This is a genomic window from Sphingobacterium deserti, assembly GCF_000757725.1.
Classification (GTDB): domain Bacteria; phylum Bacteroidota; class Bacteroidia; order Sphingobacteriales; family Sphingobacteriaceae; genus Sphingobacterium; species Sphingobacterium deserti.
Genome location: NZ_JJMU01000002.1, coordinates 50,172 through 74,248, shown reverse-complemented (window position 1 = coordinate 74,248; position 24,077 = coordinate 50,172). Strand labels below are relative to the sequence as shown.

General features: G+C 43.9%; 14 protein-coding genes. 3 read left to right on the top strand and 11 right to left on the bottom strand.

Annotated features, from left to right (window positions below; genetic code table 11):
• From DI53_RS00585 to DI53_RS00570, 4 genes are all read right to left on the bottom strand, one after another.
• A complete protein-coding gene (locus DI53_RS00585) occupies window positions 1-1,095 on the bottom strand; it encodes an HlyD family secretion protein (protein ID WP_081939354.1) in 1,095 nt (364 codons plus the stop codon).
• 15 nt (window positions 1,096-1,110) lie between these two features.
• The gene (locus DI53_RS00580) at window positions 1,111-2,406 is read right to left on the bottom strand and encodes a TolC family protein (RefSeq protein WP_037494227.1); all 1,296 of its coding nucleotides are present in this window, start codon (window positions 2,404-2,406) and stop codon (window positions 1,111-1,113) included.
• Complete coding sequence (locus tag DI53_RS00575) at window positions 2,396-3,010, bottom strand: TetR/AcrR family transcriptional regulator (RefSeq protein WP_037494226.1); 615 nt, start codon at window positions 3,008-3,010, stop codon at window positions 2,396-2,398. Before DI53_RS00575 ends, DI53_RS00580 begins: the two co-directional genes overlap by 11 nt.
• A 294-nt stretch (window positions 3,011-3,304) precedes the next feature.
• Window positions 3,305-3,811: a GNAT family N-acetyltransferase gene (locus tag DI53_RS00570; protein WP_037494225.1), complete on the bottom strand. Its 507-nt coding sequence runs from the start codon at window positions 3,809-3,811 to the stop codon at window positions 3,305-3,307.
• Between the two features lie 123 nt (window positions 3,812-3,934).
• Between DI53_RS00570 and DI53_RS00565 the strand changes: the two genes are divergently transcribed.
• Window positions 3,935-6,370 (top strand): toxin-antitoxin system YwqK family antitoxin, encoded by a 2,436-nt coding sequence (locus DI53_RS00565; RefSeq protein ID WP_037494224.1) that lies wholly within the window; start codon window positions 3,935-3,937, stop codon window positions 6,368-6,370.
• Between the two features lie 427 nt (window positions 6,371-6,797).
• Here DI53_RS00565 and DI53_RS20490 read toward each other — a convergent pair whose 3' ends face one another.
• Genes DI53_RS20490 through DI53_RS00550 form a run of 3 tightly spaced genes read right to left on the bottom strand, consistent with a single transcriptional unit; the run spans window position 6,798 to window position 13,566 of the window.
• The gene (locus DI53_RS20490) at window positions 6,798-8,870 is read right to left on the bottom strand and encodes a glycoside hydrolase family 16 protein (protein WP_206537973.1); all 2,073 of its coding nucleotides are present in this window, start codon (window positions 8,868-8,870) and stop codon (window positions 6,798-6,800) included.
• Window positions 8,871-8,892: 22 nt separating this feature from the next.
• Complete coding sequence (locus DI53_RS00555) at window positions 8,893-10,443, bottom strand: RagB/SusD family nutrient uptake outer membrane protein (protein ID WP_037494222.1); 1,551 nt, start codon at window positions 10,441-10,443, stop codon at window positions 8,893-8,895.
• A gap of 27 nt (window positions 10,444-10,470) precedes the next feature.
• The gene (locus DI53_RS00550) at window positions 10,471-13,566 is read right to left on the bottom strand and encodes a SusC/RagA family TonB-linked outer membrane protein (RefSeq protein ID WP_037494221.1); all 3,096 of its coding nucleotides are present in this window, start codon (window positions 13,564-13,566) and stop codon (window positions 10,471-10,473) included.
• A gap of 187 nt (window positions 13,567-13,753) precedes the next feature.
• Between DI53_RS00550 and DI53_RS00545 the strand changes: the two genes are divergently transcribed.
• Window positions 13,754-16,648, top strand: a complete 2,895-nt coding sequence (locus tag DI53_RS00545) for a ligand-binding sensor domain-containing protein (RefSeq protein WP_037494220.1) — start codon at window positions 13,754-13,756, stop codon at window positions 16,646-16,648.
• Window positions 16,649-17,072: 424 nt separating this feature from the next.
• Here the strand turns inward: DI53_RS00545 and DI53_RS00540 are convergent, their stop codons facing one another.
• The 4 genes from DI53_RS00540 to DI53_RS00525 form a co-directional block, all read right to left on the bottom strand.
• Complete coding sequence (locus DI53_RS00540) at window positions 17,073-18,509, bottom strand: TolC family protein (RefSeq protein ID WP_037494218.1); 1,437 nt, start codon at window positions 18,507-18,509, stop codon at window positions 17,073-17,075.
• Window positions 18,509-21,694 carry an efflux RND transporter permease subunit gene (locus tag DI53_RS00535; protein ID WP_037494216.1) on the bottom strand — a complete coding sequence of 1,062 codons (3,186 nt, stop codon included), beginning with the start codon at window positions 21,692-21,694 and terminating at the stop codon, window positions 18,509-18,511. Before DI53_RS00535 ends, DI53_RS00540 begins: the two co-directional genes overlap by 1 nt.
• Window positions 21,695-21,727: 33 nt before the next feature.
• Complete coding sequence (locus DI53_RS00530; protein ID WP_037494214.1) at window positions 21,728-22,810, bottom strand: efflux RND transporter periplasmic adaptor subunit; 1,083 nt, start codon at window positions 22,808-22,810, stop codon at window positions 21,728-21,730.
• Window positions 22,811-22,935: 125 nt separating this feature from the next.
• A complete protein-coding gene (locus DI53_RS00525; RefSeq protein WP_037494212.1) occupies window positions 22,936-23,364 on the bottom strand; it encodes a hypothetical protein in 429 nt (142 codons plus the stop codon).
• A gap of 451 nt (window positions 23,365-23,815) precedes the next feature.
• Between DI53_RS00525 and DI53_RS20430 the strand changes: the two genes are divergently transcribed.
• Window positions 23,816-24,040: a hypothetical protein gene (locus DI53_RS20430; RefSeq protein WP_037494210.1), complete on the top strand. Its 225-nt coding sequence runs from the start codon at window positions 23,816-23,818 to the stop codon at window positions 24,038-24,040.
• Window positions 24,041-24,077: the final 37 nt, after the last annotated feature.

The following is a 24,077-nucleotide window of genomic DNA, read 5'->3' as shown; positions in this document are numbered from 1 at the left end:
TTATTTTACATGAACATCGACGTCTGCATTCATTCCAGGTCGCAGCATAGCGATTACTTCCGGCTTATTGGCCGGGGTAAATATTATTTTAACCGGGAGCCGTTGAACGGTTTTTACAAAGTTTCCTGTAGCGTTGTCGGGAGGCAGCAACGAGAATCGAGAGCCCGTAGCGGGGGCGAACGATTGCACTTCGCCTTTGATGATATCGTCTGGAAAAGCGTCGACTTTGATTTCCACTTTTTGGCCAGCCCGGATTTTATTCAGTTGGGTCTCTTTGAAGTTGGCGACGACCCACGTTTCTGTATTGTTGATCACATAGAAAAGCGACTGGCCGGGGTTTACCGATTGGCCGGGTTGCAACTTTATGTTGGATACTTGTCCATCCACCGCGGCAGTAACAACCGTATAGGCAAGATTTAGCTCTGCGGCCTTCAACATCGCTTTGGCCTTCTCAATATTCGCCTTCGCCACGGATGTTTGCTTGCTCGCTACGTCAGTTTTGCTCATCACTGCTGCTTTTTGCGAGCTGCTGGCCTTGCGTTGTTGTTGGAGTACCTCCACTTGTTTATCAGCCTCAAGTTTTGCCGTGAGCGCCTGCTCGTATTGCTGTTTTGTGATGGAGTGGTTTTCGTAGAGATTCGCGTAGCGACCAAAGTCATTGTTGGCCTGTCTCGCTCGGATTTCGGCAGCCTCTATGGTTCCAGTGTTGGAAAGGATGGTCGCATCGGAGATCGCAACGTTCGCGTTTGTCGCAAAGACATCCGCTTTAGAAACCTCTAATGAGCTTTCGGCGACGAGCAATGCAGCACGCGCTTCCTGTACACGCACCTCGTAGTCTACCGGCTGGATGGTAAACAAAGTGTCGCCTTTTTTTACCAGTTGGTTATCATGTACGTAGACTTCTTCAACGTAGCCTCCAACGCGAGGTAGTATGGGCGTGAGATTACGCTCCACTTGCGCATCATCCGTTGTCTCGTGCGCTTGGCCGTGATTATATTTGTAGATTCCGAATGCGCCCCCCAAAAGGACGACAATTGCAAATATGATAATAAACTTTTTATTTGCAGGTTTCTTAGGTATTGTTGTAGTTTCCATGTTATTTTCCAAGGATTATTTAATGTTTAGATGTCCAGTTGCTAGTAAGAGATCGTAATATTTTTCGATGAGCGTCGCCTCGCCAATCGCTAAGTTAATTTTGCTCTGCAATTGCTGTACATCTGCCTCAAGCAGATCGTCGGTATCGGCAACACCGTTATCATATTTATCCTTTACAATGCGGTAATTTTCATTTGATTGTGCGAGTGCTTCCGCATACAGGCCGTTTTTCTTTTTCGCCAAGCTGACATTTTCTTTTGCTTCATTGATTTGATTTTTAATCTTGTCGTTCACAAGCGCGATATTGTCATCAATGCTACTAAGCTGCTGTTGCGCTACACGAATTTTTTTCTTGTTTTTATAGAGCGAGCCGATGTCGTAAGAGAGACCCAAACCGATATTTGCTGCATTGGTAACCGTTACAAGATTTTGTATGTGTAGCGCTGCATAACCGCCTGTCGCAAATAGGGTAGGGTGGTAGGCCGATCTGCTGATGTTTAACTGATCTTGCGCCACATCCTTTTGCGAACGGAGCGATTTGATTTCATTACGTTCCGTACTGTCCTGCGCTAAGGATTCATCAAAAGGCGTAATACCAACGAGATTAATTTTGTCGATGATGGTATTCTCGTCAAGTCCTAGCAACGTGTTCAGCTGATAGTTGATTACATTTGCGTTTTTCAAAGCTTCTTGATGAGCTACCTTAAAATTTGATAATTGCAGTTCGGCTTTTAGCAGGTCGTTCCGCGCAATGATACCATTTTGTTCCATCGATTTTAAGTCAACTACTTGTTGCTCCGCTTTTTTTATATTCTCGGCAATGAGATCGGCCGTTTGCTGCGCTTGGTAAAGACCTATATAGAGGTGTACAGCATTTATCGACAAATTTTCTTTCGCCGCTAAGGTTTCAAATTCTGCAGCTTTCCAGCTGTCTTGGGCACTTTTGATTCCATTCTTTATCTTTCCGCCGGTGTACAAAGGCATGTTGATGGCCAGCTGTCCTATAAAGAGTTGATTGGTGGATATATTAGGGCCATCACCCGAGCCCATTGATATCTTAAGGTCTACGGTTGGGCTATTCATCGCCAAATAGGTACCCGATATCTTACTGTCTGGCAAGCGGCTATCTTTTGCTTCTTCGTACTTCAATCGGCTAGTGTTCACTTGTGCATCCCATAACTTCGCGTTGGATGACTGCGTAGCTGCTAGGTGAATAACTTCTTCCAGCTCAAGATGCTTTTTCTCTTGTGCAAAGCCAAATACACTTGTCGCTATCAACAGGCAAGTTGTACTCCAATATTTAATCTTCATATGTTAAAATAGCTTTCAGTATATATTTTAAATGTTTTGTAAGCTCGATTTTCAAGTAGTCCTCAAAGGTCATTCCTTTAGGAATGTCGATAAATTCTTCGATCACTGATTTGTTCATTTTGAAATTCAGAAAAGTGCCGATCATTGTCGTGTGTAACAAGACAGGGTCGTAAAATCGAAAAACTCCTTTCTCCACGCCGTATGCAATAACCTCCCGCAAGCGCGCTATATTATGTCTGCGCAACTCCTTAAAAAGAACCGCATAAGAATCTCTCTTCTTGGTATTGGCTTCATTTGTTAAAATTTGGTAAAGGTGTAGGTCTGAAAACTTGGATTCCACGTAATGCTCCACCATTTTCTCCAGGCGTACAAATGCATCAGTCTCGGTATTGTATTTCCTCGCGTCGAGTTTGTAAGCTTCTATGCCCTCCTCAATGAGCACCTCCAAGAGATTTTCCTTCGAATTGAAATAGTAATTGATCATGGCAACATTAATTTGTGCACGTTGAGCGATGTCCCGCACAGACGTAGCATCAAAACCGTTCTGTGCAAATAGCGCTTTGGCTATGGCGATGATCTCAAGCTGTTTCTTATTTAATTCCATAACGTTATTGAAATACTGATGCAAAATTAAACAATCGTTTAATTTAAACAAGTGTTTAATTTTTGGCTTTTTTGAAGATTGCTTTAGGATGATAATTCAAGGTTTATGTTCGAAAATGTGCTTCCGGGGTTTATGCATTATTCTAAATAATTGTGGATCATCAACGATACTGCGCGATTGAAAACGAATGCAGCGTTACATAGCGGCATTGCTAGCTATACGAAAATTTTAATTGATTTACTGTTGATACACAGCTGGTCATCCTCTGTTTCAGAAGTTTAGGGGGGGTGTCCTTTAGTCGCTCTCGTAGTAGCGCAGTTCTTCGGTTTCATCAGGTAGGGTGACGAACTTCCGAAATGTTAAACCTAATTTTTCAATGAGTTTTTGAGAAGGGTAATTATCTTTAGAAGTGATGGCAGAGATGCGCTGAACTCCATATTGTCGTTGAATTATTTCCTTCAAATAGAAGGCAGACTCGTAGCCGTAGCCTTTGCCCTCATATGCTTCCAGAAATGAGAAGCCGATATCCATGACATCCAGACCTTCCCGCTCGAATATACCCACTGCTCCGATCTTTTGTTGGTTTTCACGCAGAACAACGACATAATTTCCAAAACCTAGTCTATCAATTTGCGGACGAAACCGATTTCGGATATACTGCTCTGCATCTTCTATTGTTCGTAAATTTCTATCGCCTATAAATTGGATAAACTTAGGTGTATTATACAACTGTAAAAAAAATACGGCGTCCTCGGGCGAGGCCGGTTTTAAGATCAATCGCTCGGTTTCAAAATGCCTCATTCGATTCTTTTGCTTAACTTTTTTGTTAAAGTTACAAATTTTGGCGTCTTTTTAGAAATTTGTAAATCGGGAAAGTTTGCGATTTTGCGTATCTTTTGCTTGTAATAATTGAACACTTTCAAGATGAAAAACTTCATATCTATTCTTTTTATGCAAATACCTACGTTACTTCTGGCGCAGGATACGCTTTTTTTCGACGCGGAGTGGAAAGAAGCTACTGCAGGGCAGCACTTTTATTATCGATTATTGCCGCTAAAAAAAGTAGGCGAATTGTTGTTTATTCAAGACTTTTATAAAGATGGGACGCTGCAGATGCAGGGGTATGTGCTAGCTTCAGATGAAAGCAGCTATGTGGGTGATGCGTACTGGTATGATGCGGCTGGGCTTGATCAATCCACGAAGCAATCGATCAACCGGAGTGGCGTTACCGAACTTCATTATTACCACCAAGACGGTAGCCTTTGGAAAACGATATGTTACGGTGCAAATGGACGTATTCAAAAAGTGCGTGTCTATTTAAATGGAGGTGAGCTTGCTGTAGGCGAGATTTCAGAAGGTAATATCTATCAAGGTAATTTCAGTCGGGAAGTACCGGATCCATATTACGATAATGCTTCAGCTGTTCCGGACACTCCAGTAGAAACAACGACAGCACCACCGCCTGACGAGTTGTTCGCGCAGGATGGGAAATCAGATGAAATCGCGTATACCGAAACAATTTATTGGTCAAATGGGAAGAGGGCCTCAGAAAAGCAATTTAATCGGTACCATGCGTTGCAGCATACAACCCATTGGGATAAGGAGGGGCGCGTGCGCAGCAATTTCAACTTTGACGAGTCCGGCACGGGCTTTTTATATTATACGCGAAATGGTTTCGCTGTAGGCGTACGTACGGAGGATGAGCGCGAGGATGCGGAATCTTCAGAAAGGTTAGTGAAGAGCTATTCTTCGGATGGTGCGCTCCTCAGCAAATCCCGCTTCATCAATGGAAAGTTGGAAGAAATCACTCATTACGAGAATGGAAAACAAAAGAGTACGCAAACCTATCGAGATAACGAACCTTTTGACGGCTTTTTCGTAAAGGATTTAGGAACCAAGGTGACCGAATATTGGATGCGGGATGGGGAAATCATTGGCGATGTTACTACGAGGGATCTTGCAACGGATACCATCTTTGCAAAGGGTGCGTATAAAGATGGACAACCCTTTGACGGGTTTTTCTACATGACGGAGGATACCTATCAATTGTTGCAATACCGTAACGGCAAACAGGAGGGCTTGCAAATTGACTATGCAGACTACCTTGGCGAAGAACCGGCGGAAAAATATGAAATGAAAGCTGGCGTACGCGATGGTCTGGCAACAACCTATCGACAGGGTAAATTGCTATTGGAAAGTATATATAAAAATGGTAAGGTGATATCGGGTGGCGTGCTAGAAGGTAATCAACAACTGACCTATACAGATGGAGATTTAGTGGAGCGGATAACGTACGATGGAGACGCAATGGGCGAAACAATCAAAAGGGAATATTTTGAACAAGAAAAACTTGCGAAGGTAGTTTATAGTGACTTCACGATAGAAGAAAAACCACAGGAAACGTATGTGGGGTTTTATCGGGACGGAAATCCTTATGAAGGTTATTTTAAATTAGATACTTTGGTCGATAATATAGCATTAATCAGCTATTTAGAAAAAGGAGCTTTGCGGAGTAAATATTCGCTTGACTTGCTCGAACAGATGGATAATTTCCGGCACTATACCTACAACCAAAAGACAACTTACAAAGACCAACAAGTTGTGGACGGCCCTGTTTACAGAATGATCGGTCGCGAGCGCTTGCTTTGCAGCTATTATGCTGAAGGAAAGTTGCGCGCCTTTGACCTCAATCTTTTTGCGATGCATTATTTCAACAAACTTACCGTTAAACTTAGCGAGAACGAGCTGCTTTTGACAGAGCTAGTAGTGCCGCTGCAAATCAAAGCTTATGTAAAGAGCGGAAAGATTGTGGCTGATCTGATATATGACGGGAAACTTTTGACAAGCAGCGCGCCTTCGGCAGCGGTTGTGGAAGGTCGGGCAAATTCGCTGACACGCTACTATGTAGAAGGAGGGAGGTTGAAAACGGCCATAACTGCTTTGGATAATGACGAAGAGCAGCATGCTCTCGATGAGACCGAAGGCCTAAATAATGCCCTGCTACGGGAACTGTTTTATGTATTCAACGTGCAGAAATTTAGTGATTTGCAACAGGTGTTTAATCAGTTGTACGAAAATGTTCAACAAGATGATGTTAATGCTATTTTTGAAATAGATAGAAGTGAATTATTTCCTGACAATCCAGAAAAGGCGTTGACCTATTTGCATTACAATGAACAGGGTAAAGCGTTTGAGGGTATCCGATTGACCGTTCAACAAGATCAAAAAATTTTGGCGGAGGCGATAAAGAATGGTGTGGTCATGGAGTCCAAAACGTTCGATTCTTTGAAACATCTTCTTGAAAGCGAACAAAAGGAATTGAAGGATCTGCAACACAGAACGTTTGACGCCATACAGTAACATCAGGTAATATCGCATGTGGATGGTTGATGTGGCTATCCATCTACATGTTTTGAATCCTACATTCATTTTCATTTGAAAATTAAAACACTTTTATATTTTTGTCTAAGCTCGTGGGTCAATGTAAGCTGCTACTCACGACAATGAATTAGATGGGATGTGCTTTTAAAGTCGATTTCATTTTTATCGACTACGCTATAAGATACGTATTTTGGTTGATTGGCCTCGGGGACAGGCCGAACGGCTCTGGTCTTTATGACAGAGCCGTTTCTTTATAGCATTAAATTTCGTCCACATCGTTGTCCAATATAAATGGATACTTGGCTTGGGTATATTCCTGCCGAAATAAAAATTCCACGGTAAGGTAATACTTCACGGAGTGTTGTCCTAAAAAATTGGGGCTGTTTCTAGCTAATTATGCCTGTTGCTACTGATCCAATAAGGGGTAAACCCGCACGTAATCTACTTCGAATACGGCCGGAAATATAGTTTCATCTATCCCTTCGGCTCCGCCCCAATTGCCACCGATGGCGAGGTTGATCAGCCAATGGAATTTCTGATCAAATGGCCAAGCCTCAAACCCTGTTTTCTCGTTAGCGAAATGGAAAATTTCAACATCGTCCACAAATCCTTTGATATAGTCGGGTGTCCAATCTATGCGGTACAAATGAAAGTCGTCTACGGTTGCAGACAATTTTGTCTTCGCCGTCTTTTGCGTATTGATGGAATGGTGGTATGCTTTGCTGTGTGTTGAAATATGAACCACGTCTTGGTCATAGCCTACGTGTTCCAAAATATCAATCTCACCAGAATTTGGCCAGCCACCGTATTTCCATTCCGATGGCAACATCCACACCGCAGGCCAAGTTCCGCGACCGTGGGGAACCTTCGCTCTTGTCTCGAAGCGACCATACAGAAAGTCGCCTTTTCCTTTACTCAACAAACGGGTCGATGTATATGGCATGTCCAAGCTGGTACTTTTCTGCGCCGTAATTTTTAACACACCATTGCTCACTTGTACATTTTCGTTATTTGCTTCGGTGTAATATTGCAGCTCATTGTTTCCCCATCCATTGTATGGAGAGCCTACATCGTAAGACCATTTACTTGTATCAGGCATCCCATTTTGGTCAAATTCGTCAGCCCATGACGCTATTGAAGAAAAGGTATACAAGCTATGAATAGCACCGGGTTCAGCCTGGCCATGCTGTGCAGGCTCACCCACATAAAAAGGAATATTGGCTGTAGCAACTTTGTTTTTTCCATCCGTGATATAGACGAAGATGCGATACGCGCCTTCCTTTTCCGGCGCGGTGAGCGTCGCCTTATCGACGTCGCGCTGCTTAACTAGCCCATCAATCGTCTTCGGTCTCGCTTCGCGATCTCCTCCCTCTTTCAGGTCTGTACTTTCGGGCAACAGCTCCCAACGCGTTGTCAATTTATCGTTATCAGGATCGTTAACTACGGCATGCAGCGGATATGTTTTATTTGGCGTCAGGTAAATCATGTCTTTCGCCTGTCGACGATCAAGTGTCAGCGCTTGAATATGCGGTGCTTTATTTTTTGGATATTTGCCAGTCCATAAATATTCCATCACATCAACGACTTCATTCTCCTCGCCGGCCTCGGTAAACACACCATACCAGATTGGCGTGCGTTCTTGCTTTTGTCCCCATAGAAAAACATAAGAACCAACACATTGCCTGTCTTTTGCAATAGACGCTTCATAACGGCTCTGGTACACCTCTGCTTTTTCGCTGCTGCTTTCTTCAATGGAAGCTTTCCACGGTGTTTGTAGTCCTTCCCAATGTCCGGTAGGTCCCCATTCTGTTACCATATATGGTTTTTCCCAGCCTACGGCTTTAATCTGTGCGGGCACGGCAGCTAGGCCGCCGTAAACTTGCACCGACAAAAGATCAAGGGCGGGGCATTTTTCCTTAATTAGATCGATTTCTTTCTGATTGATTCCAGCTAGCATCGTCGTCACCAAATGGTTAGGATCTACATCATGGATCATTTGGGCTACTTCATTTACAGCATCCCAAACTTTGGGGTTGCTGTAATGTAAGTTCAATTCATTGCCAATACCCCAAGCAAGGAGGGCAGGGTGGTCTTTAAACTGCATGATTTCTTTTCGCACCCGAGCCAATTGTTCTTGTACCGCGATTGGATTGTTGTAGTCAAATCCATGCCGTTCAACCCCCATGCGAATGCCCATCGTTACGGTTAAGCCAAGTTGCTGTGCCTGGTCGAGTATCTGCTTGGCGCCGTCCGTGCTCCATGTACGAATGGAATTTCCGCCTTTCCTGGCTAAGCGATCAATGTAGCTCGTGCCTCCGGCACCTTTGATAAAATATGGTTTGCCGCCACGTTTTATCGTATAGCCCGCATTTATCTTTTCGATCTCGACCTTTATTGGCTTTTTTTGCTGCGCCCAGGCAGGAACGCAGGAAATCAATAGGCACAACATTGTCAAGGAGATCAGTTTCTGTTTCATCATTGTTTAGGTGTTTCTGTAAGCACTATCTGAAGTTACTGTTCGCGTCTATCTGTGTTTGTGGTATAGGAATATACTCGCTTTGGCCGGGCACAAAACGAGCCCCGTACACTTGCTGGGCTTTTCCTGTACGAACAAGGTCATTGAAACGCTCTCCCCACCATTCGCAGGCAAACTCCGCGCGGCGCTCATCAATAATTTGGTCAAGTGTGACACCTTGAATTGGCGCCATCTCTACCCGTTGGCGAACGATATTAAATGGTTCATCACCATTTTGTCCTTTCCGGACTTTAGCTTCGGCGTTCAACAATAGAGCATCCGCATACCGCAAGATGCGCACATTGTTATTCGCTCCATATTCAAGGCGCCCCTCCGTCATTTGGCTGACTGGAAGATAGGTTTTTCCGTTGAAGTGTTTTATTCCAAATGGGTTTCCGTATACCCGATCTCCACTTGGTGTTTCCTTGAACGTAGAAGGGTTGCCATCAATCCCGCAATCCAATATGGTTGTTCCGAGACGAACGGCGTCATTGCGATTGCTTAAGAAATCGATAATGTTTTGAGACGGTGGGATCCATCCGGCGCCAGAGATAGCGCTGCCACGTTGATCGCCTGACGGGCCCTGCCACCTGAAGAACGTTCCCCAGTCGACGCCTGGCCGAACGATATCACCGACAGGAAGGCCAAAGTCGGAATATTGCAGCTCGAAAAGTGATTCATCGCTTAGCTTTCCCGGAAGTTTGAAAAGCTGGTAGTAGTCCGAATAGAGTGAGAATTTATTGCTTGCAATAATTTGGTTTGTAGCATCTAAAACCTGATCCCAATAGGTGCTACCATTGTCGTTGCCTGCAAGATCTGCTGCTGCTTTTGCCTTCAGAAGCAGCGCCGAATATTTGGTTACTGCACCTATGTGTTTAGATTGATTAGGACGCGCATCTTCCAAGTCTTGAATGCAAATATCCATCTCAGCAATAATAAACTGGCGCACCTCGGCTACAGTGCTCTTACCGATGGTTGTAAGCCGAGCGATATCGCCACTATCAGAAAGAATGGGAACATCGCCGAAAAGGCGAGATGCCATCAAGTGGGCATAAGCGCGCAGAAAACGCACCTCTGCCTGGTATTGGCGATTGAGGGCTGCGTCTGCCGCATTGGCTGCAGGGATATTAGCGGCAAAAAGTTCAAGCTCCATCAAGGCATTGTTTGCGGCAATGGCCAAGCTGTAATAGCTTATCCACGATTGATTAAGTCCCCAGTATGATTGTATGGTCACATCCCGCTGGAAATTTTTTATTGCCATCAATTCGGGGTTGTCATTTGGGTTTGGCGCAGCCTGTTGGTAGTCGTCATCGCGCATGCAGCGAATGGAGAGGTCTATCCAGTGCACTAAGTTATCATCCGATGCGGATCGATATACGCCAGATACAGGCGCATACATCATCGCGAGATTACCGTAATCGATTTCTTCGGAACGCTGTTGATTTTCTAAGGGTTTATCCAGAAATTTTTCGCAACTGCTCAAGAAGAGTATGCCGCTGAAGAATCCTGTTAGTAGAATATGATTATATTTTTTCATCGTTATTTGGCTAAAAGATTGTACTTATTAAAAACTAGCTCTTAATCCTAAACTGTAGGTGGCAGCTACGGGATAGACATTGGAATCGAAACCCATGTTTGGTGTTTGCATTCCATTTGCGCCCGCAATTGTTCCCGATATCTCCGGTGAAAATCCATTGTATTGGGTAAAGATCAATGGACGATCAGCTGTTGCAAAAATGCGGAAGGGTATAGATGGCGTAAGGTTAAAGCTGTATCCTAACTGCACATTTTGAATGCGCAGATAAGCGCCGCTTTCCACAAAAAAGGAACTCGCCTGTAGATTCCATGACGCAACGCTCCCTTCTGCCGATGGATACGTATTGCTGCTGCCCTCTCCAGTCCATAAACCTTCCATAAAAGCTTGATCAGCATTCATCTGTGGGTACTTTCGGCGCATGGCCCTATTCAGATTATGAATTTTATTGCCCGTTACACCTTGGAGCACAACGTTCAGATCAAACCCTTTGTAATCAATACCAAGGTTAATACCATAGGTCAAGGTTGGTAAATAGTTTCCTAGATTTATGCGGTCATTCTCACCTAGTTCCCCATCGCCATCTTGATCTTTGTAGCGTAAATACCCCGGTAGGATAGGGGTTCCAGGATTCTGTTGGTTATAGCGACTAGCAATAGGATCTGCATCAATCTCTGCTTGATTTTGATAAACGGACTGCACCTCATAGCCATAGAAATAGTTGATTGGTTGGCCGACTTCAATGCGCGAAGGGAATTCAGCAGCCCATTCTGGGAAGCCATTCATAATGTTGGACAAGCCGCCTAAGTCTGTTACCTGATTTTTTAGCGTCGTCGCATTTGCGCCGATGCGGTATCCCCAATCGCCGTGCTTATCTGCCCAGTTCAAACCAAACTCCCAGCCACTATTGGCAACACTTCCCCAGTTTCCATACACGCGATCCCACATAAACGGAATCGGGCGGCTAAAAGCTAGATCCTTCGTCTCGCGATGGTAATAATCAATGGTACCACTCAAACGATTGTTGAATAGAGCAAAGTCAATCCCAGCATCCCATTCTTCGACCACCTCCCAGCGAACTTGGGTGAAGAACCTTCCTACGCGGTATCCGGGCACACGGCTGCCGTAGGTAGAGCCTATGCTGCCAAAGATCCCTGAGAAATTGTTGCCCGAGTTGACCACTGCGTAGCCTGCATTAGGCTGGATACCGTCGTTACCAAGAAGTCCCCAGCTACCGCGGATCTTTAACAGATCAAACAGGGATTGAGTCTCCATAAATTTCTCGCGACTCAATACCCAGCCTAAGCCTACAGATGGAAAGTAGCCCCATTTCGTTTGGTATTTCGAACTTCCATCTGCACGGAATGTCGCAGTTAATAAATACTTATTGTCATAATCGTAGGTGGCACGGGTAAAAGCGGATATACCTGAATTTCGTGATCCACCTTCACCGTAGCCTGTGGCTGAACCGATGCCTTGCGCGCCTTGTCCGACATACCAAAACTCTTCTGCTGCTGGAACGTCATTCGCCGACACCCAAGTGTCGCGCCAACGCTCTTCACGAACAGACTGTCCCAGCAAAACTGACCAGTGGTGTTTGCCAGCTTCATCACGGTAGGTCAAGAGGTTATCTACAATGTAGTTGGAATTACGGGCCTGCGCTGAGCGTAAGTATGAACGATCTACACGCTGGTTGTTGTCTATATAATAAACGGGATTGTATTGGATGTTATGCGTGGATTGATAGCGTTGGCTAAGCTGCGAACGGAACGTCAACTTGTTATCCCAAAAATTTGCTTCTAAATAGGCGCTTGGTAATATCTGAAAGCCTTTTGTTTCATTATGGTTGTAGAAGGCTGATGCAATGGGGTTATTGAACCAGAATCCCGTCGGGATACCGATTGGATCACTGGATCCAAATTTAACGGGACTGGCTAATTCTAATCCTTCATCGTATACAGGATATAGCGGCGAAGCGAAGTAGGCCTGTCTGAAGGCAGCATTATTTGGTGAAAAATTGTTGAAATTGTTCATATGCGCTGTAAACCCAATTTTCAGCCAATCTGCAACGCGGGCCTCCGTCTGCATACGGATGTTGTATTTCCGATGGTAGTTCTCCGCATCCATGATGCCGTCTTGATCAATATAGTTCAAACCAAAAGCATAGGTTATCTTATCGCTACCGCCCTGCACATCGAGGTTGTGGTTATGGATTAATGCTTTGGAGCGTAACAATTCCGCGTACCAATCTGTATTTTGTGCGGGTATTGTTCCCGATCCGCCGAAGCGTTCTATGGAATTGTTGACGATGTTTTGATTGCCAATGGCAATGGCGTAATCGGCATATTGCTGTCCACTCGCCATTTTCAGCATATTGGTAGGTGTTTGGATACCAGCATAGCCATTGTAGACTACGCGCGCCTTCGTATTTAGCTTTCCGCGCTTTGTTGTTACAATCACAACGCCATTTGCCGCGCGTACACCATATATTGCGGCCCCCGATGCGTCTTTCAGCACCGACATATCTTCAATATCATTTGGATTTAAAAAATCAATGTTGTCCATGAACATTCCATCTACAACGTAAAGTGGGCTTTCGTTGTTGAATGAACCCACACCGCGAATACGAACGATGGGGGTAGACCCCGGCGTTCCGCCGCTGACGACCTGCACACCCGGTACCGATCCTTGGATCGCATCCATTGGTGTGGCTACCGTGCGTTTTATCGCGTCTTCCATATTCACCGTTGCTACGGGGGCGGTAAGATCGCTTTTACGCTGGGAGCCGTAACCAATGATAACGACCTCATCCAGATTAAGATTTCCATCGGAAGATAATTGCACATTTACTGTGCTGCCTGTTATAGGTACTATCTTTCTGGAATAACCAACAGCGGAAACGACTAAGGAGTCTGCTGTGATTGGAACGTCAAGGCTGAAGAAACCAAGCTCATTGCTACTGGTACCTAGGTTAGGCAGGTTTTTTACCGTAATAGTCGCAATAACCGCTTTTCCCGGCTCATTGCTTATGTTGCCAATCAGCTTTTTTGTTTGTGCTTGCACACATTCAAATAGGGTAGATAGTGAGGCAACTATAGTTAATAATAATACTACTTTGTTTTTCATGCACAATCAAATTAACATGGTTAGAAATTCTGGTTTATTAAGTAAGCAATTCAAAATTACGGTAACCATTAACTGGGAAGACAAAAAATAGATACATCATTTCTACTTCAAATTGCTGTAATTGCGCTGATTTGCTATATTTGACCTACTTCAAGAGTACATCATCAGATCATTTGTAAACCGTGTCATGAAGTATATTGATAAACTTGTAACTATTCTATGTCTTGTTTTTCCGCTTATGCTATGTGGGCAAAATCCGCTTGGTATGCCTATGGTACAAAACTATAGCAAAGCTGTTTTCCAGGGTGGCAGTCGTACGTGGGATATTAAGCAGGATAGCCGTGGTATTATGTATTTCGCCAATAACGAGGGGCTGATCACCTTCGACGGGAAATATTGGAAACGTTATCCCTTGCCTAACCATACTATCGTCCGATCGATTGCTATTGACAAAAACGACCGTATATATGTGGGTGGACAGGGCGAATTTGGCTATTTTGAACCGAATGGCAACGATGAGCTCGCATACTTTTCACTGAAATCATTGCTTCCTAAAGGACAAGAGCAATTTGCCGATGCTTGGAATACTGTTGCGATGGACAACGCTATTTTCTTTAGAACGACACAAGGGATATTTGAATATCGAGATGGACAGATAAAGGTGTATCGGGCAAGTGCGAGTTGGGAATATATGGGCGTGGCAGGCAATCAGTTGTTTGCGCAAGATATCAAACATGGCCTACTCAAATTTTCTCAGGGAAAGTGGCAGACCGTGTTACCAAAAAATGATTTGGATGGAAAGAAAGTTGCATCCATGGCTACCTTGGGTAACAACAGTTTGCTAATCACTACCCTTACACATGGCGATTACCTATTGCGCGACCGCAGGATAGTTTTCCTTCCGGCGAGTAAACCTTCTTACGAACTGTATACGCCATCTTTGTCGATAATTAGCAAAAATGAATATGTGGTAGCGACGGCTTCGGAAGGATGCGTCATTCGGGATGAGCACGGACGCGTCATGCAACGTCTGGGATTGGCAGAAGGCTTGCAGAACAAAAACGTAACGACTGTTTTTGTAGATCAACAGAAGAATATTTGGGCAGGAGTGGACAATGGCATTGTCGTGATCAGTTACGGAAGTGCAATTCGGTATCTTCGTCCAAATTTGGAAAATGATGTAACAGGCTACTCTGCTTTAGTTTTCAATAGAAAGTTGTATCTCACTTCATCTAATGGCGCCTATGTTACTGCGCTGCAACCACAATATAAAAACCACAGTCAGTCGGCTAACAATTTTCATCTGCTTTCTGAGAGCGACGGGGGAGAAGCGTGGCGACTTACCGAACTTAATGGGCAATTGTTCCTTACACATAACCGGGGACTTTTTGCGTTAGAAGATGATCGTGTCGTAACCATTAATCCGGGGGCAGGGTCTTGGCTGCCGCTACCGCTTTCAGCAGTTTACCCAGTTGATCAAGCTTTATTAGGCACCTATTATGGTCTTGATCTTATGCAGTTCAAAGAGGGAAAATTAGAGACCGTGACCATCCTAAAAGGTAAAAGTGATTCTTACCGCTTTTTGGAATTGGATAATAACGGCGATATATGGGCGTCGCATCCGTACCGTGGTATCTATCATTTGACAATTTCGAAAGATAGTAAGAGCTACGAGGCTCGGCTCTTTACGGAAAAAGATGGCCTTCCTTCTAGTTTTCAGAATTATGTTTTTAGTGTGAAAAATAAAGTACTATTTACGACCAAAGAAGGTATTTATATATTTGATAAGCATAGGCAGCGTTTTTCGCCAGCTACTGGATACGAAGATTTTTCAGGAATAGCTATAAAATATCTGAAAGAAGATGTCGATGGAAATCTATGGTTTTGCAGTGAGAAAAAAGTTGGCGTAGCCTACCGGAACGCATCTAACGACAGTTATAGAGTAGCTTATCTTCCGGAGCTGGAAGGGCATCAAACCTCTGGTTTCGAAAATATCTATCCTTACGATAGGAATAATGTTTACATCGGCTCGGAGAAAGGACTGATTCATATAGATTTTGAAAATTACACCGCGGTAAGGCATAAGCCGAGAGTTCTGCTTTCATCCATTAAAGCTACAGGGGATCGCGACAGTATGATTTTCGACGGGTACTCCTCCTATGTCAGCAAAACTGGCCAAGCCGATCTAACTATTGAACGTGAATTGCCTGCTAACTTTGATTCCTTTCTATTTAAATACACCTCGCCTAGCTACGGCATCCACGGGCATATGAGCTTCAGTTATTTTTTAGTTGGTTATGATAAAGAGTGGTCAGCTTGGACTACAGAAACAGAGAAAGCCTACACTAACCTGCCGAATGGTACTTACACCTTTAAGGTTCGTGCGAAAAATAATCTTTCTGAAGAGTCGGATATTGCAGCCTACAGCTTTGTCATTCAGCCACCGTGGTATAAGTCCATTTGGGCTGTAGCATTTTATTTAGCGGTATCTGTTTTTGGCATTTATGCGCTTGTGATTTGGCAGAAACGCACTTGGAGAAAACAGGAGGATGACTTTAACAAGAAGCTGGCTCAGCTACGTTACATCCATCAATTGGAAATAGAGAAAAATGAAAAGGAGATTGTTAAACTGCAAAACGAGAAGTTAGAGCATGAAGTACTATCCAAAACAAAAGAGCTGGCCAGTACCAGCATGCAGCTGATGGAAAATACGGGCGCGCTGAGTAAACTCCGAGTTGAACTGGCTAAGCTGGATGTAGGCGATGAGGATGGTCACGATTTAAAAAAAATAACCTCATTACTAAATGATGTCGAAAAGAATAGTAGCCATTGGGATCAATTCGCAAGTCATTTTGATGAACTCAATGATGGGTTTATGCATCGCTTGAAGGCTAAAAATCCAGCATTGTCAAGAAATGATCTCAAAGTATGCGCCTATTTACGCCTTAATTTTTCCACGAAGCAAATTGCCCAGTTACAGAATATCTCGGTTCGTGGCGTGGAAATACATCGCTACAGGATTCGGAAAAAACTAGGCATCACGAGCGAAATTTCTACAGCCGATTACTTAAGCAACATATAGTTTTAGCTGGCGAAATATAAGTTGCTGGCTTAAAGGTGGTTATGTTAATCAGCCGACTTTTTGATGAGGCCCTGCGGTCTGCAGTATATGTATCGATTTTTACACAGTGTTTCATTTATTTTTGAAATATATGTAGATTTATTTACCTTTGGATATCGCATAAAGTCACCGTGCTTTTGTGATCTACCACAATTATTAATAGTATTACGGATAACTACACAAGATTATGAATTTCAATACGCGCTTTTTTAACTATTTTATCACGTTCACATCTATCGTTATCTTGCTTGGCGAGCTGGCCTACCGACTCAGTAAATTTATCGCAGATCTTATTTAATAGGAAATGTAGCTTACAGTTAATTGGGTTGATTAATTGATTAGCTATCAAGAAGGTCACCGCTATCATTAAAAGAAAGAGATTGGCTTATTGCCAACCTCCCCCTAATGATTTATACAGATTAACAGCTGCATTAAACTGTTCTTTTTGTGATTCGATGAGTTCGAACTTTGCTTCAATAGCATCCCGTTGTGTCATCAAGACCTCCATGTAATCTGCATGGGCAGAATTAAACAGATCGTAAGATATCTGCACGGATTCTGTCAATGTAGCAACCTGTTTGTCCTGCAACGTGTTTATGCTGGCCATGTTTTTAATCTTTGCTAATTGATTAGCTACTTCTACATAGGCATTCAATAGCGTTTGTTCGTAGCTCAATACCGTCTGGATCTGCTTCGCGTTCGCATTCAAATATTCAGCTTGAATGGCCCGTTTGTTTACCAGCGGTGCGATAAGGTCGCCGGTAATAGAGTAAATTAGTGATTGGGGCGTTTTTAAAAGATAAGCTGGGTTAAAAGCTTGATATCCCAGATTGGCGGAAATCCCTAAAGATGGGTAAAACTTCGCTTTAGCGACTTTGACATCCAGTTTCGCAGCCGCCATAAGCAATTCAGCTTTCCGTACATCCGGTCTATTATCGAGGAGTTGTGCCGGAAGCCCCTCCTGAACGACGGGAAGGTGCGTATGGTCGAGGCTGCTTGATTCGCGCGCAATATGTTGCGGGTATTGCCCAACGAGATAATTTAATTGATTCTCTGCTTCAACAATCCGCTGCTCGATTTTGTAACGTGTGCTCTGCGTTTTAAAGACTTCTGCTTCGAATTTCTTAACCGCCAGTTCGGTAACTCGTGTGGCAATCTTTTGCAGTTTGACTAGCTCAAGCGCATCGGCCTGTAGCTTCAGGTTTCGTTCCACCAGCATTTTTTCTTGGTCCAGCGCCAGTAATTCATAATACAGGTTTGCAATTTCTGCAACCAAATTTGTCACCATGAAGTTTTTGCCTTCAATGCTAGCCAGGTATTCGAGTTGTGCACCCTTTGCTGCATTGTGTAGTTTACTCCAAATATCGATTTCCCAATTAGCAAATAGCGTGGCTCCGGCATCGGGCATAGGGTCTGGGTTCTCCCTTCCTTCGCGAATGTCCACCTGCCGTTCCGTTGCGCCCAATGTCGTGTATTCACTTCGTTTTTCTACGCCACCGCCAGCTCTAACGCCAACGAAAGGGAGGTATTCCCCCTTTCGTGCCCTGATCTCGTTGCTGGACATGTTAATTTCCTGCAACATGATATTTAATTCTTGGTTGTGACTCAGGGCGGAGTCAATCAAGTTGCGCAAGTGAGGGTCTGTGAAATAGTTTTCCCAATCCACCTTTGCACTATTGATACTGTCCGTCCGTTCGTTGTAGACCGTCGGCAGCTCAGCAGTCGAGGCCGTTTTCTCTGTAATCTTCGGCACGCCACAACCGACAAATACCATGCATACACTAGCAAAGAATATATAATTGATATTTTTTTTCTTCATCATTAGTTTTGTATTTCTTCCAATAAAGGGTTTTCAATTTCTTCGAGTAATGGTTGGTCACTCTCGTGTTTAATGAGCTTGCGCTTGCCAGCGATACTTCCAAAAATAAAGTAGAGGCCAGGTACGATAATGACGCCAAATACGGTTCCTAGCAACATTCCTCCGGCTGCAGCAGCGCCAATGGTTCGGTTACCAATGGCGCCGGGGCCATGCGCAAAAATCATCGGAATCATCCCGGCGATAAATGCAAAAGAAGTCATCAAAATCGGGCGGAAACGTACGCGCGCGCCTTCAATGGCGGCTTTATAGATCGTCATCCCCTCGGCGTGCTTCTGCATGGCAAATTCCACGATCAATACGGCATTTTTCCCTAGCAGGCCGACAAGCATTACCAAGCCTACCTGTGCGTAGATATCGTTTGCTAAGCCTAATATTTTCAATAGTAGAAAGGTGCCGAAAATTCCGGCAGGCAATGAAAGAATAACAGACAGCGGTAATATAAAGCTTTCGTACTGCGCGGCGAGAACTAAGTAAACAAAACCTAAAACGATCAAGAATATATAGATAGCCTCATTTCCTCGAGCGGTTTCATCTTTTGTCAAACCTTCCCAACCGATATCGTAGCCACGCGGCAGCGTTTGTTTAGCCACTTCCTGAATGGCTTTTATAGCTTCGCCGGTGCTGTAACCCTGTGCAGGTTCACCTTTGATTGCCGATGAAGGATACATATTGTACCGTGTGATTTCGTTTAGGCCGTGGGTTTTTGTCATCTTCATGAAGGAGGAGTAGGGAACCATCTCGTCTTTGTTGTTTTTGACGTAAAGTTTCATCACATCTTCCGGTAGCGCTCTGGATTCCGGCGAACCCTGCACATAGACCTTATAAAAGGTGCCAAATCGGATGAACCCTTGCTCATATGTACTACCGATTAGTATGGACAGGTTGTTCATTGCATTTTCTATGTTTACCCCTTTTTGCATAGCCGCCTCATTGTCAATTTCCAACTCATACTGCGGATAATTTGCGCTGAAGAAGGTAAATAGCCCGGTTAGCTCCTTCCGTTTTTCAAGTGCTGCCATAAACTCATCGTTCACTTTTTCCAGCTCCTTGTAGTCATCAGAATTTGTTTTGTCCAGCAAGCGGAGAGAAAATCCACCTGCAGCGCCATAGCCCGGCACGGCCGGTGGACCGAAAAATTCAATAGTTGCGCCGGAAATTTCTTTCGCCTTCACTTCCAGCTCTTCGATAATTTCAGGTACACTTTCTGTTCTTTCCGACCAATCTTTTAATTCGATCAAACAGGTTCCGGCATTGGAGCCACGACCTTCGGTCAATACCTCGTAGCCTGCGAGTGCGGTTACCGAAGCTACGCCATCGATGTGTTCCGTGATTTTCTGAAGCTGCCGGGCTACGTCATTTGTGCGTTCCAAAGTGGATCCTGGCGGCGTTTGCACAATGGCGTAGATCATCCCCTGATCTTCGTTGGGAATGAAACCGCTAGGCAAAGTGCCCGAGATCCCAAATATTCCGACAGAGAATGCGGCAAGAATGATAAACGTCAGCAATCTTCTGTTTACGATTTTCTTTAAGAATAGCGCATAGCGGAGGTTTAGCCGATCGAAGCGTTTGTTAAACCCGTCAATGAATTTATCGACCGGGGTTTTCTTTTTTGCTTTGCCATGGTTGTTTTTCAGGATCATTGCGCAGAGCACCGGTGTTAAAGTTAGTGCGACGAAGCCTGAAATAACGATGGAGCAGGCCATGGTGATTGCGAATTGCCGAAAGAAAACGCCTACTGGACCTGCCATAAAGGCAACCGGGATAAATACGGCAGTCATCAATAAAGTAATGGCGATCACAGCACCGCTAATTTCGCGAATTACTTCAATAACAGCTTGATAGGGTGGAAGGTGCTTTTCATGCATCTTGGCGTGCACAGCTTCTACAACCACAATGGCGTCATCGACAACTACCCCAATAGCCAAAACTAATGCGAAAAGTGTTATCAGGTTAATGGTAAGCCCGAAAAGCTGCATGAACGTGAACGCCCCAATGAGTGATACCGGAACGGCAATCGTTGGAATCAAGGTGGAACGCCAATCGCCCAGGAATAGGAATACGACTAGTGCAACCAAGATAAAAGCCTCGACGAGGGTATGTACTACCTTATCGATGGAAGCGTTTAAGAAATTAGATACGTCGTAGGTAATTTTGTAGTCCATACCCGGCGGGAAAGAAGCAGCTTTTATTTCTTCCAGCTTGCTTTTTACCTCGTTAATCACCTCGTTTGCATTACTTCCATAGTTTTGCTTCAGTGTGATAGATGCCGAAGGAAGCCCATCAAGATTGGAGTAGATATCGTAAAACTCACTACCGAGTTCTACCGTTCCAATGTCTTTGAGTTTGAGGTTTTCGCCTTCAGAATTGGCGCGAATAATGATATTCTCGTACTGTTCGATTTTATTGTACCGCCCCTTGTACGTTAACACATACTCCAGCGATTGAGAGCGTTTTCCTGTACTTTGCCCGATGCGTCCGGGGGTTCCAATGATACTTTGCTGGCTCATTGCTTCCATCACCTCATCGGTAGATACATTATAGGCTCGCATACGTTCGGGATTAAGCCACACCCGCATCGCGTAAATGCGGCTACCCAATATCTTAGCGCTACCGACACCATTCAACCGACTTATTTCCGGGATCACATTTACATTGGCGAAGTTGTATAGGAATTTTTGATCAGCGTTGGGGTCCTTGCTAAACACATTTACATACATCAGCATATTTGGCGATGTATAGCTTACCACCAATCCTTCTCGTTGTACCAGCTCCGGCAAACGGTTGGTAACTTGTTCGATCCGGGTTTTAACATTCACCATCGCTTGGCTAGGATCGGTGCCAAGATTGAAGTACACCATGATTGTTGCTTCACCGGCACTTGTGGCATCGGAAGTCATGTACTTCATGCCTGGCGTTCCGTTGATGGATTTTTCCATCGGAATCAATACGGATTCTGTCAACACGTTGGCACTGGCGCCTGGATAAGCAATATTTACGACCACCACCGGCGGCGCAATATCGGGAAATTGGGAAATAGGGAGCGAGCTGATCGCTAAAATTCCCATAAATATAATGACGATAGAAAGCACAATGGCTAATACCGGTCTTTTAATAAATTTTTCAAACATAATTTAAAAATTTTGATACATAGCGATGTCTTGCTATTCGCTAGGCAATACAAGGCTGGATAAGATGTGCCGTGGCTCCTTGTAATCAAAGTTGATCTTGTCGCCGTTTTGTACTTTCCGAATTCCTTCAAGTAGAATTCTTTCATCACCTCTTAGACCTTTGTCTACGATGTATAAGTCTGGTAGTTCAGCTCTGATCGTAATCGGTGTTAGTCGCACTTTCCCTTCTTTGTCTATTACATACACGTATTTTTTATCCATAATTTCGAAGCTCGCCTTCTGTGGAATTAGGATAGCATGTTGCATTGGAATCGACATCAAAATGGTTCCTGTTTGACCATTACGCAGTAGACTTTCCTTATTGGGGAAGGTAGCCCTAAAAGCAATATTGCCGGTTTCGTTATTAAAATCCGCTTCGATGGCTTCCACTTTTCCATTTTGGTTGTACACATCTTGGTTGGCGAGCATCAGTCGAACCTGATCGAGGTTTTGCTCACTCTTGTGCGCTTTATAGTTTAAGTATTCGGCTTCCGGTACATTGAAATATACCCACATGGTGCTATTATCCGATAGATTGGTAAGCAGGTCACCCTCGTCAACCAAGCTTCCCAGTTTCATATCAAGATGATCAATAATGCCGTCATAGGGCGCAGTGATCTTGGTGAATCCGAGATGAACGGAGGCAAGCTCCATTTCAGCTTGTGCTCTCTTAAGTTTAGCTTTCGCCATCGCGAGCTCGTTTGGAGCAACCACATTTTTATCAGCCAGCGTTTGTATGTTTTGTAATTCTATGTTTGTTGCTTCGGTCTCAGCCTGCGCCTTTAGGTATTCGGCGTTGTAAATTTTAGGCATGATCTGGAACATCAGTTGTCCCTTATGTACGAACTGGCCTTCGTCAACCAATACTTTCTCTAGGTAGCCACGCTCTTGCGATCGGACCTCGATATGCCGGATGGATCTTACTTGACTAACGTATTGCTTGACGATAGTAGTGTCTGTTATCAAAGGGGAGGAAACAAGAAAACGAGCGTCTTCTTCTTTTTCGTTCTCATGGCTGTGGCAGCTCGCAAGTGCAAATAGTGCAGCGCAGCCCATAAGCATGATGTTTTTTTTCATACTAATTTTGGTACTTGTAAATAAAAGATATGTGTTGGTTTAGACAATGGCTGTTTTAGCCATTGCATGCGCGTACTATACGTTTCTAAACGTACATACAGTGTGCATCAAAGTGTTGGGGTATGCTAAATTCGGAAGTGTTGGAGGAAAACGATTCGTTCGCTATCGTAGCAAGTGATTAATAGCCCTGTATCTAGCGGAAAGGACTTGCTATTGTAGAGTAAGGAAAAAAGACTGAAGGTAATATTTTTGTACAACAGATCTGCCAAGATCGGATGGGAATGTTCAGCATTGTTAGTTGATGGTTTGGCATCACTTTCCTCAGGTTTCTCAATTGCTCGATCGTCGGCGCGCTGTTGCAGTTCCTTTGTCTTTTCCCAATGAAGGTCGACGCTGCTTTTCGCAGCATGGTTTCCAAGGTTTACGTGACATATAGCGGTAGAACGACTAAATTGTTGGTTTTTGATCATGCCCGTACATAACGACCATACACCGCCAACAACAAGAATCAACAACGATAAGACTGATATGAATTGAACTATCCGCTTGTACATTTGTCAGCAAAAATAAATAAAAGCTTGAAATACCAATGTTAAATTTTTGTAACATCGCTTTTATATTCATATTTCCTACCTATCGGAAGGTATTCCTGATTACTTATAGTCTTCAGCCTTCCGCTCTTAAGTGCATGCTATCGGTTAGGAATAAATACATCCTAGCAAAAGCAATTATCAACTATCCATATTTTATAAGGCAATTGGTACATCCTTTTCCCGATTTTTTTGACGATCATAAAAGGCGTTGTCTCCATTGGTTGAAAATATATTTCACTTAATGCAAACGATTGCGTGAAATTTTTTATTTGTATGATATATATAATTTCATATATTGTGTATGTTTTTAATGGCGCGTGCGATATGGCTTAATTTCCCTGTTGATAGGTGAAATATCGCAATAACGCAGGTACAGGACAAACAGATTCGTTGTGTTGTTTAAAAGGTACTCATGAATCCTATATATGTGATGATTGAGTACCTTAACAAAAAGAAATTGATGTCGAGTTTTGCGATCGTCGATCGTATGCAAAACTTGGTTGATTTGACTTCTTCTTTGGGGTCGGGCGGCTTCTGGTGCATGGGACAGAGCCGCCTTTTTTATGCAAGCGGTTGTTTTAAACGCTATACATTAACTGCTGTGTTCGCAATACGTCAATGCGCGGAGATTTGGTAGAAGTCTTTGTCTTACCTTATACTAACCTCGGCCTGAA

What these genes read in the sequence shown, in the direction of transcription:
- DI53_RS00585 (WP_081939354.1), bottom strand. Translation starts at nt 1,095, where the DNA reads ATGGAAACTACAACAATACCTAAGAAACCTGCAAATAAAAAGTTTATT.
- DI53_RS00580 (WP_037494227.1), bottom strand. Translation starts at nt 2,406, where the DNA reads ATGAAGATTAAATATTGGAGTACAACTTGCCTGTTGATAGCGACAAGT.
- DI53_RS00575 (WP_037494226.1), bottom strand. Translation starts at nt 3,010, where the DNA reads ATGGAATTAAATAAGAAACAGCTTGAGATCATCGCCATAGCCAAAGCG.
- DI53_RS00570 (WP_037494225.1), bottom strand. Translation starts at nt 3,811, where the DNA reads ATGAGGCATTTTGAAACCGAGCGATTGATCTTAAAACCGGCCTCGCCC.
- DI53_RS00565 (WP_037494224.1), top strand. Translation starts at nt 3,935, where the DNA reads ATGAAAAACTTCATATCTATTCTTTTTATGCAAATACCTACGTTACTT.
- DI53_RS20490 (WP_206537973.1), bottom strand. Translation starts at nt 8,870, where the DNA reads ATGATGAAACAGAAACTGATCTCCTTGACAATGTTGTGCCTATTGATT.
- DI53_RS00555 (WP_037494222.1), bottom strand. Translation starts at nt 10,443, where the DNA reads ATGAAAAAATATAATCATATTCTACTAACAGGATTCTTCAGCGGCATA.
- DI53_RS00550 (WP_037494221.1), bottom strand. Translation starts at nt 13,566, where the DNA reads ATGAAAAACAAAGTAGTATTATTATTAACTATAGTTGCCTCACTATCT.
- DI53_RS00545 (WP_037494220.1), top strand. Translation starts at nt 13,754, where the DNA reads ATGAAGTATATTGATAAACTTGTAACTATTCTATGTCTTGTTTTTCCG.
- DI53_RS00540 (WP_037494218.1), bottom strand. Translation starts at nt 18,509, where the DNA reads ATGATGAAGAAAAAAAATATCAATTATATATTCTTTGCTAGTGTATGC.
- DI53_RS00535 (WP_037494216.1), bottom strand. Translation starts at nt 21,694, where the DNA reads ATGTTTGAAAAATTTATTAAAAGACCGGTATTAGCCATTGTGCTTTCT.
- DI53_RS00530 (WP_037494214.1), bottom strand. Translation starts at nt 22,810, where the DNA reads ATGAAAAAAAACATCATGCTTATGGGCTGCGCTGCACTATTTGCACTT.
- DI53_RS00525 (WP_037494212.1), bottom strand. Translation starts at nt 23,364, where the DNA reads ATGTACAAGCGGATAGTTCAATTCATATCAGTCTTATCGTTGTTGATT.
- DI53_RS20430 (WP_037494210.1), top strand. Translation starts at nt 23,816, where the DNA reads ATGAATCCTATATATGTGATGATTGAGTACCTTAACAAAAAGAAATTG.